This is a genomic window from Streptomyces sp. B3I8, assembly GCF_030816915.1.
Lineage (GTDB): Bacteria > Actinomycetota > Actinomycetes > Streptomycetales > Streptomycetaceae > Streptomyces.
Window position 1 is genome coordinate 7,058,444 of the sequence record NZ_JAUSYN010000002.1, and the last position, 14,891, is coordinate 7,073,334.

The following is a 14,891-nucleotide window of genomic DNA, read 5'->3' on the forward strand; positions in this document are numbered from 1 at the left end:
GACGGGCGTGGCAGAATCCGCCGCAGCACCTGACGATCCGTCAGAACAGTTCGAAGAAATGTACGGTGACATGCTCGATGTGTCCGAAGGGGCAGCGCCGCCCCTGGGGAAGAAACAGGAGAACCTTCTCGCCGCGATCCTGCGCGGGGTTCCGGTCCTGGGACACGACAACGAGGCCAGACCACTGGCCGAGGAGGAGGCCCGGCGCCTGCTGCGCGCCGCCCCCGCACCCGTCTTCCCCCCGTCGGCCGAGGAGACCGCCGAGCTCAACCGGACCAGACCACGGGTGCTGCACGCGGTCGTCGGACCGGAGGCCCGGCGCACCGGCTACGTCCACGGGCTGCCCCGGCACGGGGTGCCGCCCCTGCTGCGGGCGGCGGGCGCGGCGGCACGTGCCCCGCTGGTCCTGCGGGTGGTCTACGGCGCCAGCACCCAGGTCCCGCTGCGGGCGCTGAGCTATGTCCTGCCGGCCGTCCGGATGGCCGCCCGGCTGGCCGGGAGCGGCCATCGCGACTGCCACGTCCAGGTGGTCCTCGCCGGGCCGCTGGGCGGCCGGCTCAACGCGCTGGGCGAGGAGACCGTGGCCGAGCAGACCGAACTGCTCGCGCACTGCCTGCAACGGCTGCTGTCCTTCCTGGGGCCGGCCGCCCACAGCGTGTACCGCGCCTCCGCGCCGCCGCGGGTGCTGGGCGCGCTGACCGACCTCGTGGCCGCGCTGCCGCCCGACCGGCGCGCGCGGATCCTTCGCAGACTGGAGGGCAAGGGCGGCGCCCGCCACGAGGAGCAGACCCTGCTGTACGCGGCGGCGCACGTCCTGGTGCACGACCGCGCACACGACCGGACGCACGTGCCGCTCACCCTGCGGCACGGCACCCCGGCCCCCGCCGATCCGGCGGTGATCGACGTCGGCAGTCTCCAGGAACGCCACTTCCACGACGTACGCCGCTGGTTCGCGCGGGCCACCGGCGCGGACGACCCGGGTGCCCTGATCCTCACCCGCCACTCCGTGCCCCCGTACACCATGGCCCGGGGCGGCGACCTCGCCCTGCGCGACTTCCTCGACGGTCGGCACCACGAGGACGACCCCCTCGCCGCGGCGGCCCGCCACGATCTGCGCCACCTGTGGGACCTGCTCCCCCCGGGCCCCCTGCGCCAACTCCTCGACGCTCCCGTGGGCGCCGCCCGCTGACCCGGCCCCCGGTGCGGCAAGCCCCCACCGGGGCACTCACCAGGGCACTCACGGGGGCACCTCCGGGAATGGAACGCCCGTCCCGGGGCAGTCGGCCCGGCAACGCGGCCGCACCCGGCCGCGCCCAGGAACCGACACCCCACGGAGGTCACGGTGACAGAAGGCATGTGGCGCTACGCCCCGACGGCCGGACACACCCCGGACGACGATCTGACCGGCTACCGGGTCGAGGCGGCCGACGGCCACATCGGCAAGGTCGACAAGCACTCGGCCGACGTCGACTCGCAGTACCTCGTGGTCGACACCGGCGTCTGGATCCTCGGCAAGAAGGTGCTGCTGCCCGCGGGCGTGGTCACCGGCATCGACAACGAGGACCGCACCGTGCACGTCGCCCGCACCAAGGAGCAGATCAAGGCCGCCCCCGAGTTCGACGAGGACAAGCACCTGGGCGACCCCCGCTACCGCGACCAGCTCGGCGGCCACTACGGCTCCGGTCACTGAGCGGGGGTCCGCCGTGCCCGGGCCGGCGGAACCCCCGGGCACGGCCGACAGGACACCCGGGGAGAGCGGAGGGAGACTGGTGCGCATGGGCACCACCGCACTCGTCGTCATCGACATGATCAACACCTACGATCACGACGACGCCGACCTGCTCCTGCCGTCGGTGAAGACGGTCGTGCCGGCCGTCGCGGGACTGCTCGACCGGGCGCGCGAGCACGGCGCACCCGTCATCTACGTCAACGACAACTTCGGCGAGTGGCGCTCGCACCACGGCGAACTGCTCGACAGGGCGCTGGCCGGACCGCACGCCGACCTCGTGAAGCCCGTACGGCCCGACGACGCGTCGCTCTTCGTGGTCAAGGCCCGCCACTCGATCTTCTTCGAGACCCCGCTCGGCTACCTCCTCGGCCAGCAGGGCATCGACCGGCTCGTCCTGTGCGGCCAGGTCACCGAGCAGTGCGTGCTGTACTCGGCGCTGGACGCGCACATCCGCCACCTGGACGTGGTCGTGCCGCGCGACGCCGTCGCCCACATCCACGAGGACCTGGCGCGGGCCGCGCTGCGGATGATGGAACGGAACATGGGCGCGGAGGTGTGCGAGAGCGCGGACCTGTGGACGGACCGGGCCTGACGCGCGGGCACGCGCCCGGCCGACGCGGCCCCGAGCCCGGGAAGGGCACGGGGCCGCGCGGCGGGCCGCGCCGTGCTACGCCCGCTTCAGCCGCAGCGTCACCAGCTCGAACGGGCCCAGCGGCAGGACGAGCCGGCCGTCCTCCGAGCGGGGCGCCGGCGCGTCCGGCAGCGCGCGCTCCAGCAGGTCGGTGACCGTCACCGACGCCACGTCGAAGTCCGGCGTGAGCGTCGCCGTGGAGCGGCCACCGTTGGCCTCGTGGAAGCGGACCACCACATCACCGCTGCCGTCGTCGGCCAGCTTGACCGCGGTGACGACCACCGCGTCCTCCGCGACCGAGACCAGCGGCGCCACCGGACCCGCGCCCGTCACCCGCCGCTCCGGCAGATTGACCCGCCAGCCCTCGCGCACCGCGTCCCCGATCTCCGCACCCGGCACCAGCGCGTGCCGGAAGCGGTGCACGCCCTGGTCGGTCTCCGGGTCGGGGAAGCGCGGGGCGCGCAGCAGCGACACCCGCACCGTGGTGGTGGCACCCCGCCCGCCGCCCTGCCGCACGGCACGGGTCACGTCGTGGCCGTACGTGGAGTCGGTGACGACCGCCACGCCCCACCCCGGCTCCGCCACGTGCACGAACCGGTGGTTGCACGCCTCGAACTTGGCCGCCTCCCAGCTCGTGTTGGTGTGCGTCGGCCGGTGGAAGTGCCCGAACTGCGTCTCGGACGCGTACCGTTCGGCGTGCACGTCGAGCGGGAAGGCCAGCTTGAGGAACTTCTCCGTCTCGTGCCAGTCCACCTCCGTGTCCACCACGAGGCGCCGCTCGCCCGGCGCCAGCGACAGCACCTGGACGACCCGGGAACCGCCGAAAGACCGCACGATGCGCACGGACGCCCCGTCCTCGCCCGCGCTCACCTCTTCCACGTCGGTCAGCTCGGTCACCGTGTTGCGGTAGAACTCGTCCACGTCCCACGCGTCCCACTGGTTCGGGAAGTCGGGATGCAGCTGCAGCAGGTTGGCCGGCCGGCCCGGGGCGACGGTCTCCCGGCCGGAGCCCAGGTCGTACACCGAGGGCACGAGACCCCGGGCGTCCACCTCGATCCGCAGCAGCCCGTTGTCCAGCACGAACCCGCCCCCGTCACGCGGCTGAAGCGCCGTGCTCCCGTCGACGGCCACCGGCCCGGCGCCGCCCGCCGGGATGCCGCGCCGGGCATGCGGGGCCGCGTTGAACACCAGCTCCGCGTCACCGCTCCCGGCCAGCGCGTCCTGCGCCGCCGTGATGATCGCGGTCAGCTCGCGCTCCAGCCGCTCGTACGTGGCCCGCGCCTCGCGGTGCACCCAGGCGATGGACGAGCCGGGCAGGATGTCGTGGAACTGGTGCAGCAGCACCGTCTTCCAGATCCGGTCCAACTCCTCGTACGGGTACGCGAAGTCGGTCCGCACGGCGGCCGTCGCCGCCCACAGCTCGGCCTCGCGCAGCAGGTGCTCGCTGCGCCGGTTGCCCTGCTTGGTGCGCGCCTGGCTGGTGAGCGTCGCCCGGTGCAGCTCCAGGTACAACTCACCCACCCACACCGGCGGTTCGGGGTACTCGGCCTCCGCCTTGCGGAAGAACGCCTCCGGCGTCTCCCAGGTGACGGTCGCCGAACCCTCCAGGTCCCGCATCCGGGCCGCCTTGGCGACCATCTCGCGGGTGGTGCCGCCGCCCCCGTCGCCCCAGCCGGTCGGGGCCAGCGAGTGCCGGGCGACCCCCTTGTCCTTGAAGTTGCGGGCCGCGTGCGCGATCTCCCGGCCCTGCATCGAGCAGTTGTAGGTGTCGACGGGCGGGAAGTGCGTGAAGATCCGCGTGCCGTCGATGCCCTCCCACTGGAAGGTGTGGTGGGGGAACTTGTTCGTCTGCGACCACGAGATCTTCTGCGTCAGCAGCCACTTCGAACCGGCCGCCTTGATGATCTGCGGCAGCCCCGCGGCGAAGCCGAAGGTGTCCGGCAGCCACGCCTCCTCGTTCTCGATGCCGAACTCGTCGAGGAAGAACCGCTTGCCGTGCACGAACTGCCGGGCCATCGCCTCCGAACCGGGCATGTTGGTGTCCGACTCCACCCACATCCCGCCGGCCGGCACGAACCGCCCGTCCGCCACCGCCTTCTTCACCCGCGCCCACACCTCGGGCCGGTGCTCCTTCACCCACGCCCACTGCTGCGCCTGCGACATCGCGAAGACGAAGTCCGGCTCCTCGTCGAGCAGCGAGGTCATGTTGGCGGTGGTACGGGCCACCTTGCGCACCGTCTCCCGCAGCGGCCACAGCCACGCCGAGTCGATGTGCGCGTGGCCGACCGCGCTGATCCGGTGCGCGGAGGGTACGGCGGGGGAGGAGAGCACCTCGGTGAGCCGTTCCCGGGCCCGCCCGGCCGTGCCGTTCACGTCCTGGAGGTCGACGGCGTCCAGGGCCCGTTCGACCGCGCGCAGGAGGTCCCACCGGCGGGCGGACTCCACCGGCAGCTCGGCCATCAGCTCGCCGAGCACCTCCAGGTCGAGCACGAGCTGCCACACCGTCTCGTCGAAGACGGCGAGGTCCATCCGGGTCAGCGTGTACTGCGGCTCGCTGCCCGCCGTCTCCTTGTCGCCGAGCCGGGTGGGCAGGAAGGGGTGGTAGTCGAGGATGACGGGGTTGGAGGCGGCCTCGACGTGCAGGCGCACCTCCTCGCCGCCGGCGACGGGCGCGCCGATCCGCACCCACTGGTTGCGCGGGTTGAGGCCCTTCACCGGGGTGCCGTCGGGCCGGTACACGAGGCCCTCGCACTGGAAGCCGGGCATGTTCTCGTCGAAGCCGAGGTCGAGCAGGGCCTCCACGGTCCGCCCGGCCCACGCCTCGGGCACGGTCCCGGTCACCCGGAACCAGCTCGTGCCCCAGGGCGCTCCCCACCGGGCGCCCACCTCGATGGGCGCGGGCTCGGCCGCGAGCCCCTCCGCCACCGGGACGGGCTCGCCGGGCGCGTGCCACACCGCCACTTCCAGCGGTACCGACTCGGGGTACACGGCGGGACGGATGCGTTCCTCGAGGACGCGCTTGAGGCGGGCTTCCACGAGGCTGCGGTCGTCATGCATGCGTGTCGTTCTCCATGGGTCTGGACAGAAGTGTGCGGGTCACCAGGTGTGTGTGACGTGGGCCGGGGACGATGCGGTGTAGACCTCCCCCACCGTACGCACCTCGAACCGTGCCGTCCGCTCCCCCTCCCCGGGTACGAGCCCGGGCACGAAGAACGCGTGCTGGCAGGTGCCGCCGAGGAACCGCCGGGTGCCGTCGGACAGCACCCGGTGCAGCGTGTACTGCCGCACCGGCCCACGAGCCGGCCGCCACCCGAACCGCAGGTCGCCCCCCGAGGCCGCGGTGATCCGCAGCCCCGTGGGCGGCGCGGGCCGGCGGTCCGGCCGGTCTGCGCGCCGTACGGCGAGGGCGCCCAGCCGCCAGGCGACCGGTGTCCCGTCGGCCGCGGTGAGCCGGACCCCGAGTGCGTGCACCGATCCGGAACGGCCCGGCAGCCGCACGGTGGCGGTCCGCCAGCCGTCCGCGACCCGCCCGTGGTGCCGAGGCCGTACCGGCAGATACGTGTACGGCGGCGCCGCCCCGGCCGCGGGCTCGGCGGTGGCCACCGCGAGCTCCACGGCGACCGCCGCCCCGCCCCCGTCCTCCCGGTAGGCCAGGTCGACGACCGCGCCCCCGCGCAGCGGCAGCCGCGTCGCGTACAGATCCAGGGTGACGGGCGCGGTGAGCGTCCCGGAGACCAGGACGCTGCTGCCGCCCCGCCAGGCGTCCTCGAAGTCGAACGCCACCTGGGGCCGTGCCCCCTCGGTGCGCACCACCCAGCGCCGGGACGGCAGCCTGTCCTGCAGCCCCAGATGGTTCCAGGGCGCCTCGGAGGTCACTCGCCCCGCCTCGTACCAGCGCAGTCCGTGACCGGTGTTGAAGGTGCTCGCGAACGGCACCGAGCTCACCGTCGAGCGGTCGGCGACGGAGAGTGCCGGGGCGCGCCAGCCGTCCGTGGTGTCGGGGTGGGCCGGGTCGAGCGAACGGCCGGTCCAGAAGCGGTCGTCGGCGGCGTGGAACTCGGCCGGGGTGTGGTCGGCGGGCAGGTGGTTGCGGGTCCACTCGGGCCGGTAGAAACCGAGCGAGGTGACGTGCGGGGCGTTCGCCGGGACGATCGCGTCCCAGTTCACGAAGCGGTTCCAGCCGCTCGCCTCGACGTCCACCCCGGCCCACAGCTCGTAGCGGTCCCGGCCCAGCTGCTCGGCCAGCTGCCCGGAGGAGGCGAGGGAGGACGCCGACCAGCGGAAGTCCACGAACATGTCGTCGGCCTTCTCGAAGAACGCCTCGTTGCCGCTGTCCAGGGCGCCCTGCCAGCTCACCGACCCGTTCACCGTCATCGCGTCGTACCAGGTCACCCGCTGCCCGCGGGCTGCCGCGAGGCTCTTCAACTCGGTCATGAAACCGAGCATGTCGGCGCCCAGCGCGGCGTCCCCGCCGCCCGTCTCGGCGTTGACGAACCAGCCGTCGAACCCGTACGCGGCGGCCACCGCGACCAGCCGCTCGGCGAGCGGGTAATGCCCGTCGGAGTCCTTCCGCACCAGGTCGCGGGTCCACCGCAGCTGTCCGCCGTAGGCGACGGGCGGCAGGAAGACGTTGCCGAGGACACGCACGCCGTGGCGGTGGGCGGCGTCCACGATCGGCGCGTTCGGCGCGAGGATCAGCCCCTCGCCCGCCGAACCGCCCCAGAACACCAGCTCGTCGAGGTACGCCCAGTGGGTGAGCGCGTAGTGGTCGGCGGTGGCGGAGCCCTGGGAGGGATTGCCCGAGGTCGGCCCGAAGGAGACCAGGGACTGGATACGGGCCTGACCGGCGCGCGCGGTGTCGTTGACCGGGGCCGGGGTGAAACGGGGCGCGAGCGGCACCGTCGAGGCGTTGAACGCGAGGTCGGGGTCGTCCTCCGCGCGCCAGTCGCGCAGTCCGCGCCAGGTGATGCCGGCGCCGGGCTCACCGGAGGGCAGCGAGTCCGGGTACCAGTACGAGGCCAACGGAGGGGTCGCGGCAGGGAGGGCGGCGGGGGAGCCGGGGCCGGCCGCCGTGGCGGACGGCAGGGGTAGCAGGGCGGCGGTCGCGGTGGCCGCGCCGGTGAACAGGACGGCACGTCTGGTGGGGGTCACGGGCGGTTCCTCCTGGGGGTGGGGGAGTACCTCACGGGGGCTGTGCGGGGTGTGCGGGGCTGTGCGGTCGGTGGGGTGCCTCGGCGTGGAGGAGCCGTGGACGCGACGAGGTGCTCGCCCCGCCGGGCCTACGACGGGGCGAGCACCTCGTCGGGGGTGACGACCTCCGTGATGCCGCGCGCGGCGAGGTGCGCGGTGTCGTCGGCACGGCTGTCCAGGACGGTGGTCGGACGGACGCCGTCGGCGGTCAGCCGGAAGAACGCCTCGAACACCGCGCCGCCCGGGGCGCACCGGGAGCGGACGGCCGGATCGGCGGGCACGACCAGGGCGGTGGTGCGCGGCTTCGGGGCGTACGGGTGCGCGCGGGCGGCGCGGGCGAACACCTCCGCGCTCGGCTTCGGCCGCCGGTCGTTGGTCAACAGGCCCAGGCCGTACTCGAGTTCGGGAAAGTCGGCGAGGTCCCGGGAGACGTCGTGGGAGCACCACCAGGTGATGCCCCACAGGCCGGGACAGTCCAGGGCGGCGGCGATCGTCGCCTCGGTGAAGGCGGCCGCGTGCGCGGCGGGGATCAGCGGGGCGGGCGCGCCGACCTCCTGGAGCCACACGGGCCGCCGCACGTCGTCGGCCCACGCCTTGCTCAGCTCGATCAGATAGGCGGCGTGGTGCTCGGTGGGCACCGAGGTGCGGCCGTGGCGCTGGGCGGTGCCGTCGAAGACCCAGGAGTGCACGGCCGTCATGGCGCCGTGCCGGGCGGCCTGGGCGGGGGTGAACGGCATGTCGTCCTGGTACCAGGTGGCGTCGTACTCGGCGTGCAGGTGCAGCGCCCCGGGGGCGCCCTCCGCGCAGGCGGCGAGCATGCGTGTCAGCCAGGCGTCGATCTGCTCCGCCGTGGCCCGGTCGGGGTCGGGGTGCGGTCCGGCGGAGAACTGGTTCACCTCGTTGCCGAGGGTCATGCCGAGGAAGCCGGGCCGGCCGGCGAGCGCGGCGGCGAGGGTGCGCAGATAGGCCGCCTGGCCGTCGAGCACCTCGGGGTCGGTGAACAGGTTGCGCCGGTGCCAGGTGCGGGTCCAGGCCGGCAGGTAGTCGAAGCTGCTCAGGTGCCCCTGCAGCCCGTCCACGTTGACGTCGAGCCCGCGCTCGGCGGCCGCGTCCACCAGCCGCACCAGGTCCTCGACGGCGCGCGGGCGGATCAGCGTGCGGTTGGGCTGGAAGTAGGGCCACAGCGGGAACACCCGGACGTGGTCGGCGCCGAGCGCCGCGACGGAGTCCAGGTCCGCCCGCACGGAGTCCAGATCGAAGTCGAGCCAGTGGTGGAACCACCCTTCGCTCGGGGTGTAGTTGACGCCGAAGCGCACAGCAGCAGGCATACGTGTCCTTGGACGCGGGGACGGGACGCGGGGTAGCAGGAAGGGCGTGCGGCGGGTGCGGTGGTCAGCCCTTGACCGCGCCCTCACCGACACCGCGGAAGAAGTACCGCTGAAGACAGGCGAACAGGACGATCAGCGGGGCCACCGCGATGATGGTGCCGGCGGCGACCAGGCGTTCGTCGTTGGCGAAGGTGCCGTGCAGATAGTTCAGACCGATGGTCAGGGTGTACTTGGACGGATCGCTGAGCACGATGAGCGGCCACAGGAAGTCGTCCCAGGAGAACATGAACGCGAAGATCGCGACGACGGCCAGGGTGCCCCGCACCGAGGGCAGCGCCACGCGCCAGAACCGCTGCCAGACGTTGGCGCCGTCGACGTAGGCCGCCTCCTCGATCTCGTACGGCACGTTGAGGAAGGCGTTGCGCATCAGCAGCACGTTCAGCGCGCCGACGCTGCCGGGCAGGACCACGGCGACGAGCGTGTTGTTCAGGCCGAGTTCCCGCATGGTCGTGAACTGGGCGATGATGATGCCCTCGGCCGGCACGAGCATCGCCAGGATGAAGACCAGCGTGGCGGCGCGGCGGCCCCGGTAGCGCAGCCGGGCCAGGGCGTAGCCGGCGAGGGCCGAACCGACGCAGTTGGTCACGACGTTGCCGACGGCCACCTTCAGCGAGTTCAGGACGTAGTCCCAGACCGGGATGGTCTCCGAGACCCGCGCGTAGTTGTGGAGGGTGGGATGGCTGGGCAGGAACTTCGGCGGCGAGGTGAAGATGTCCTCCGTGGGCCCCTTGAGGGAGGTGGACAGCTGCCACAGGAACGGGCCCGCGGTCAGCGCCAGTACGGCGAGCAGCAGGACGTAGCGCAGCACCAGCTCCCACCCCCGCACCCGGCGGCCGTACTCGTCGGCGATCCGGCGGCGTGCGCGAGCGGGGGCCGGGGCCGGGGCCGGAATGGGGGCCGGGGTCGTGGGCTTCTCGACGGCGCTCACGATTCCTCCCTCCGGTCGGCGCGCAGCACCAGCAGCATCAGGACGACGGCGACCACGAACACGACCAGCGAGAGGGCGGAGGCGTAGCCGACCCGGCCGGAGAGGCCGGTGCCGGTGCGCTGCACCAGCATGACGAGGGTGGTGTCCTCGCCCGCCGGGCCGCCGTTGGGCCCCGCCATCAGGTACACCTCGGAGAACACCTTGAACGCGGCGACCGAGGACAGCGCGCCCACCAGCACCATCGTGGAGCGCACGGCCGGCACGGTGACGGTGAAGAAGCGGCGCACCGCGCCCGCGCCGTCCACCGCGGCGGCCTCGTGCAGCTCGCGGGGCACGTTGGCGAGCGCCGCGAGATAAATGATCATGTAGTAGCCGAGGCCCTTCCACACCGTGACCGTCATCGCGCTGAACAGCAGCAGCCACTGGTCGCTGAGGAAGCCGACCTTGCCCACCCCGACCGCTTCGAGCAGCGAGTTGACCAGACCGCGCTCGTCCAGCAGCCACACCCAGATGAGCCCCACCACGACGACCGAGGCGACGACCGGGGTGTAGAACACGGACCGGAAGAAGGCGATGCCGGGGATGTTCCGCTGCACGAGCAGGGCGAGCAGCAGCGGCAGGATCACCAGCGCGGGGACGACACCGAGGACGTACACCGTGCTGTTGCGCAGTCCGATCCAGAACATGTCGTCGTGCAGCAGCTCGCGGAAGTTGGCGAGCCCCACGAAGTGACCGGGGAGCAGGGTGCGGCGGTCGGTGAAGGAGTTGATCACCGTGGAGACGAACGGGTACAGGATGAAGACGGCGGTGATCAGCAGCCCCGGAGCGGCGAACAGCCAGGGACTGGTGGGCAGTTGGCGCCGCACCCGGACAGCCGGCGGCGGGGGAGGGCCGGCCGTGCCGCCCGGGCGGGCCAGTCGGCCCAGGCGCCCCAGCGGGCCCGGCCGGTCCGGCCGGCCCGGGCCGCGGGACCGGGTGGCGGTAGAGGCGGAGGTGGCCATCGGGTGCCTCAGCCCTGCTGCTGGAGCAGCCGGTCGCAGGCCTTCACCGCGGCGTCCAGCGCCTCCTTGGGGCTCTGCTTGCCCTGCAGCGCCCTGGCCACCGAGTTGCCGAGCTCCGTCTTCATCTGGTCGCTGAACAGCACCGGCGTGTAGTTCACCGCCGTCTTCAGGGATTTGGCGGCGGCCACCCGGACCCGGGTCTCGTCGGTGCCGTCCTCCTTGGTGAAGTACGGGTCCTCGAGGGAGCCCGCGGTGCTCGGGAAGATGGCGACCTTCTTGGCGAACGACATCTGGTGCTCGGCGTCGGTCACGTAGTGCGCGAACGCCACCGCGGCCGGGGTGTGCTTGGTGCGCGAGTTCACCATCAGACCCATCACGTACATGTTGACGTGGCCGGTGCTGGTGATCTGGTCGGTGATGCCGATGTTCTTGTACAGGTGCGGCGCCTGCTTCTTGAAGTTGCCGAGATCCAGGGCGCTGCCGGGGTTCATGGCGACGGCCTCGGTGAGGAACTTGCGGCCCGACGACTCCGGGGTGGCGGTCAGCGCCTGCGGGTCAAGGGCCTTGGCGTCGTACAACTCCTTGTACTTGGTGAGGAGTTGCACGCCCTTGGCGTTGTTGAAGGTGAACGCGGTGCCCTCCTTGTTCATCAACGGGACCCCGTAGCGGCCGAAGTCCTCGATGGTGGGCACGTTGGCGAGCGTGGCGACCTTGCCGCCGGTGCGGTCGGAGATCTTCAGCGCGTCGGCGAAGAGGTCGTCGTACGTCTTCGGCGGCCGGCCCGGGGAGAGGCCGGCCTTCTGGAACAGCGCCTTGTTGTAGAACAGCGGGCCGGTGTTGAGGTACCAGGGGAAGGCGTACGTGCCCTTCACCCCCGGTATCTGGTGGCTCGCCCAGGCGCCGGGCAGGTACTCCTCGCGGTACTTCGACGCGGCCTTGTCCAGGTCGAGCGCGAGACCGGCCTTGGCGAGCGGGGCGACGAGGTCGGGGGAGACGTTGACGACGTCGGGCAGGGTGCCGCCGGCCGCGTCCGCGCTGATCTTGTCGGCGTAGTTCTCGGCGGGCTGGTCCACCCACTTCACATGGGTGTCCGGGTACTTCTTCTCGAAGTCGGCGATGACCCCTTCGAAGTACGACTTGAAGTTGGCCCGGAGGTTCCAGGTCTGGAAGGTGATGTCGCCCCGGACCTTCCCGGAGGCGTCGGAGGGACGAGCCTTTGTCGTCCCCGGAGCCGCAGGCGCTCAGTGGCAGGACGACGGCGACGACGGCAGCGGCGGCGAGGGCTCTGCGGGAGAGGGGCACGGTGACACGGCTCCCTTGCGGTGTCGGGAAAGGGGAACGGCAGCGACCTTGCCGCGCGTCGTGCGGGGAAGTCAATGCATTCGGCACCGCTAAAGGCTTTAGTGGCTCGTCCATGCATGTCAGCGCGTTGCGGGAGCGGTCTTGCCGGAGATCACTAATGCGCTTTAGCCTTGATCGCTGAAGCGCATTAGTTCCGTCGGCGTGTTGTATGTTCCACGGGTACGTTCTCGTTACGTCTCCCGTTCCGGGCGAGAGGGTGGTACCGATGCCGGCCAGACGGTCACCGGCGCGCCGGCCGACGATGAAGGACATCGCACGGCGCGCGGGGGTCTCCGAGAGCGCGGTCTCCTTCGCGCTCAACGGGCGGCCCGGAGTCTCCGAGGTCACCCGCGAACGGGTACGCAGGGTCGCGGAACAGCTCGGCTGGCGGCCCAGCACCGCCGCCCGCCAACTGTCCGGGGAGGGCGCCGCCACCGTCGGCTTCGTGGTGGCCCGCCCCGCCGACACCCTGGGGGTCGACTCGTTCTTCCTGCAGCTCATCTCGGGCATCCAGGAGGTACTGGCCGAACGCCATCTCGGGCTGCTGTTCCAGGTGGTGGAGAGCGTCGAGGACGAGTGTGCGGTCTACCGGCGCTGGTGGGCCGAGCACCGGGTGGACGGCGTCCTGGTGGTCGACCCGCGCGCCGACGACCCCCGGCCCGACCTCCTCGGCGAACTCGGCCTGCCGGCCGTGGTGATCGGCGGCGGCCCCGACTCCCGGCAGCCCGGCACCTCCACGGTGTGGGCGGACGACGCCGGCGCGATGGCCTCGCTGGTGGACCGGCTGTACGCGCTCGGACACCGGCGCATCGTGCACATCGCCGGACTGCCCCGGCTCGCCCACACCGAGCGGCGCATCCGCGCGCTGCGCACCGAGGCCGAGCGGCACGGTCCGGCGGCACGGGTCCACTCCGTCACCACCGACTACTCGGACGCGGAGAGCGCCGCCGCCACCCGCCGCGTCCTGGGCGCCGCCGAACCGCCGACCGCGCTCGTCTACGACAACGACGTGATGGCCGTCGCCGGGCTCGCCGCGGCCACGGAACTGGGCTTCGCGGTGCCGGCGGACCTGTCGGTGGTGTCCTGGGAGGACTCCGCCCTGTGCCGCATGGTCAAACCCTGGCTGTCCGCCCTCTCCCGGGATACCGTCGGGTTCGGGCGCACCGCCGCCGGTGAGCTGATGGCCCTCCTCGACGGCGGCCCGGCCCGGACGGTGCAGGTGCCGGTGCCGCGGCTGATCGAACGGGACAGCACGGGCGCCGCCCGCGGCCGCTGACGCCGCTGCGCGTCCGGAACCGCCGCCCACGTTCGCGGCCCCGCGGGTGTTGTCGAAAGCCGTTCGCAGGGCACCCGCACGGTGTGCGACCGCAACTGACGGTCTCTCACATCGGAGGTGACAGGCATGACGTCGGCCGGAGAACACTACGAGACGAGGCAGGGGCAGCCCGCGGCCCCGGGCCCGCGCCGCAACGGGTTCGGCATCGCGGCACTGGTCCTGGGGCTGGTGGGCGCCGCCCTGTTCTGGACCGTCTTCGGCGGGATCGTACTGGGGCTGCTCGCGCTGATCTTCGGCGTGCTCGGCCACCGCCGCAGCAAGCGAGGCCTGGCCACCAACGGGATCATGTCCGTCGTCGGCGCGGTGATCGGCACCCTGGCCCTCGTGGTGTCCTCGCTGCTCCTCGCGCTGGGCGTGGCCGTGTTCAAGAGCGACGACTTCAAGAGCTACCAGGACTGCCTCCAGCACGCCGACGGCAAGTCCGACCGGCAGCAGTGCGCCAAGGACTTCGACCGGGACATCAGCGACCGGTGACGCCCCGCGCGGCGGACCCGGGGCCGGATGCCGGCGGACCCCGACCGCCGTGCTCCGGACGGGAGTTGACGAGGGGCCGTTCCACCGCCGGAAGCCCTCCGGCCGTGGAACGGGCCGGGGAGGGTAGGGGGAGGGCATCGTCGACGTCTCCAGACGCCGGCGTGGCACAGACCTTGTTCACAGGAGGAACCGAGGATGACCGACGACGCCTACCTCGTACTGCTGGACGGCCCGGCCGGAGCGTGGGGCGTACCCCCCGCGGCCGTCGGGGAACTGGCCTGCATGGGCACCCCCGCCGTACAGGGATGGCTGGACGCGCAGGGGGTGACGTCCTCCTCGCCGCGCCTGCGGCTGCTGCCGCCGGAGGAGACCTCGGCCATTCCCGAGGGGGCCGAGCGGCTGCCCGTCCCGCTCGGCGACGAGGAACTGAGCCGCCTGCGTCACCGTGCCGCACCGCAGGACGTCTCCCGGCTGGAGGAGGAACTACTGGCCTACCGGTCGTCCGCGGACGGCAGGCAGACGCTGCTCGCCCGCGCCGCGGCGGCCGGTGTACCCGCGCACCGGATCGCGGAGCTGAGCGGCGAGGACCTGGCGACGATCAAGGCGTCTACGTCCTGACCGCGTCCGGGGAGCTGCGCCCCGACCCGCCCGCCGCCGGGGCCTCCCACGGTGGGGGTCCGCCCCGGGCGACGGGCGGCGAGGGCCCGCCCCGGCCGCCGACGGAGCCCTGCGGAGCATGTGGTTCACCTCACCCGCGGTGGTGGGCGGGGGCGGAACAATCCGGCGCGGTCGGCCGTTCTTGTGTATGTGACTGCGGAGGGAACAGTGTCCCCGGGCCTCATCCTCCGCCCATGGGGAAGATCGTTCGGCTGA

Annotated in this window: 11 protein-coding genes and 1 pseudogene; 6 read left to right on the top strand and 6 right to left on the bottom strand. The window is 72.6% G+C overall.

Translation table 11 applies throughout. The features are described from left to right. Positions 1 to 70: 70 nt before the first annotated feature. From QFZ64_RS33110 to QFZ64_RS33120, 3 genes are all read left to right on the top strand, one after another. The gene (locus tag QFZ64_RS33110; RefSeq protein WP_307071160.1) at positions 71 to 1,189 is read left to right on the top strand and encodes a hypothetical protein; all 1,119 of its coding nucleotides are present in this window, start codon (positions 71 to 73) and stop codon (positions 1,187 to 1,189) included. A 153-nt stretch (positions 1,190 to 1,342) separates the two neighbouring features. After that, on the top strand, positions 1,343 to 1,690 hold the full coding sequence (locus tag QFZ64_RS33115) for a PRC-barrel domain containing protein (RefSeq protein ID WP_307071161.1): 348 nt from the start codon (positions 1,343 to 1,345) through the stop codon (positions 1,688 to 1,690). Positions 1,691 to 1,775: 85 nt separating this feature from the next. Continuing rightward, complete coding sequence (locus QFZ64_RS33120; RefSeq protein WP_307071162.1) at positions 1,776 to 2,321, top strand: isochorismatase family cysteine hydrolase; 546 nt, start codon at positions 1,776 to 1,778, stop codon at positions 2,319 to 2,321. 75 nt (positions 2,322 to 2,396) lie between these two features. Here QFZ64_RS33120 and QFZ64_RS33125 read toward each other — a convergent pair whose 3' ends face one another. From QFZ64_RS33125 to QFZ64_RS33150, 6 genes and pseudogenes are all read right to left on the bottom strand, one after another. After that, complete coding sequence (locus tag QFZ64_RS33125; protein ID WP_307071163.1) at positions 2,397 to 5,417, bottom strand: glycoside hydrolase family 38 C-terminal domain-containing protein; 3,021 nt, start codon at positions 5,415 to 5,417, stop codon at positions 2,397 to 2,399. A 39-nt stretch (positions 5,418 to 5,456) separates the two neighbouring features. After that, a complete protein-coding gene (locus QFZ64_RS33130) occupies positions 5,457 to 7,511 on the bottom strand; it encodes an endo-beta-N-acetylglucosaminidase (protein WP_307071164.1) in 2,055 nt (684 codons plus the stop codon). Between the two features lie 128 nt (positions 7,512 to 7,639). Next, complete coding sequence (locus tag QFZ64_RS33135; RefSeq protein ID WP_307071165.1) at positions 7,640 to 8,878, bottom strand: glycosyl hydrolase; 1,239 nt, start codon at positions 8,876 to 8,878, stop codon at positions 7,640 to 7,642. 64 nt (positions 8,879 to 8,942) lie between these two features. Beyond that, positions 8,943 to 9,866 (bottom strand): carbohydrate ABC transporter permease, encoded by a 924-nt coding sequence (locus QFZ64_RS33140; protein ID WP_373430708.1) that lies wholly within the window; start codon positions 9,864 to 9,866, stop codon positions 8,943 to 8,945. Next, a complete protein-coding gene (locus QFZ64_RS33145; protein WP_307071166.1) occupies positions 9,863 to 10,867 on the bottom strand; it encodes a carbohydrate ABC transporter permease in 1,005 nt (334 codons plus the stop codon). The genes QFZ64_RS33140 and QFZ64_RS33145 overlap by 4 nt, the downstream gene beginning before the upstream one ends. A gap of 8 nt (positions 10,868 to 10,875) precedes the next feature. Next, positions 10,876 to 12,169, bottom strand: a pseudogene (locus QFZ64_RS33150) (ABC transporter substrate-binding protein). Positions 12,170 to 12,434: 265 nt separating this feature from the next. Here QFZ64_RS33150 and QFZ64_RS33155 point away from each other — a divergent pair. The 3 genes from QFZ64_RS33155 to QFZ64_RS33165 all read left to right on the top strand — a co-directional run bounded on the left by QFZ64_RS33155 (position 12,435) and on the right by QFZ64_RS33165 (position 14,636). Further along, complete coding sequence (locus tag QFZ64_RS33155) at positions 12,435 to 13,484, top strand: LacI family DNA-binding transcriptional regulator (RefSeq protein ID WP_307071167.1); 1,050 nt, start codon at positions 12,435 to 12,437, stop codon at positions 13,482 to 13,484. 126 nt (positions 13,485 to 13,610) lie between these two features. Further along, positions 13,611 to 14,018: a DUF4190 domain-containing protein gene (locus tag QFZ64_RS33160; protein ID WP_307071168.1), complete on the top strand. Its 408-nt coding sequence runs from the start codon at positions 13,611 to 13,613 to the stop codon at positions 14,016 to 14,018. Between the two features lie 195 nt (positions 14,019 to 14,213). Next, the gene (locus QFZ64_RS33165; RefSeq protein WP_307071169.1) at positions 14,214 to 14,636 is read left to right on the top strand and encodes a DUF6003 family protein; all 423 of its coding nucleotides are present in this window, start codon (positions 14,214 to 14,216) and stop codon (positions 14,634 to 14,636) included. Positions 14,637 to 14,891 lie beyond the last annotated feature (255 nt).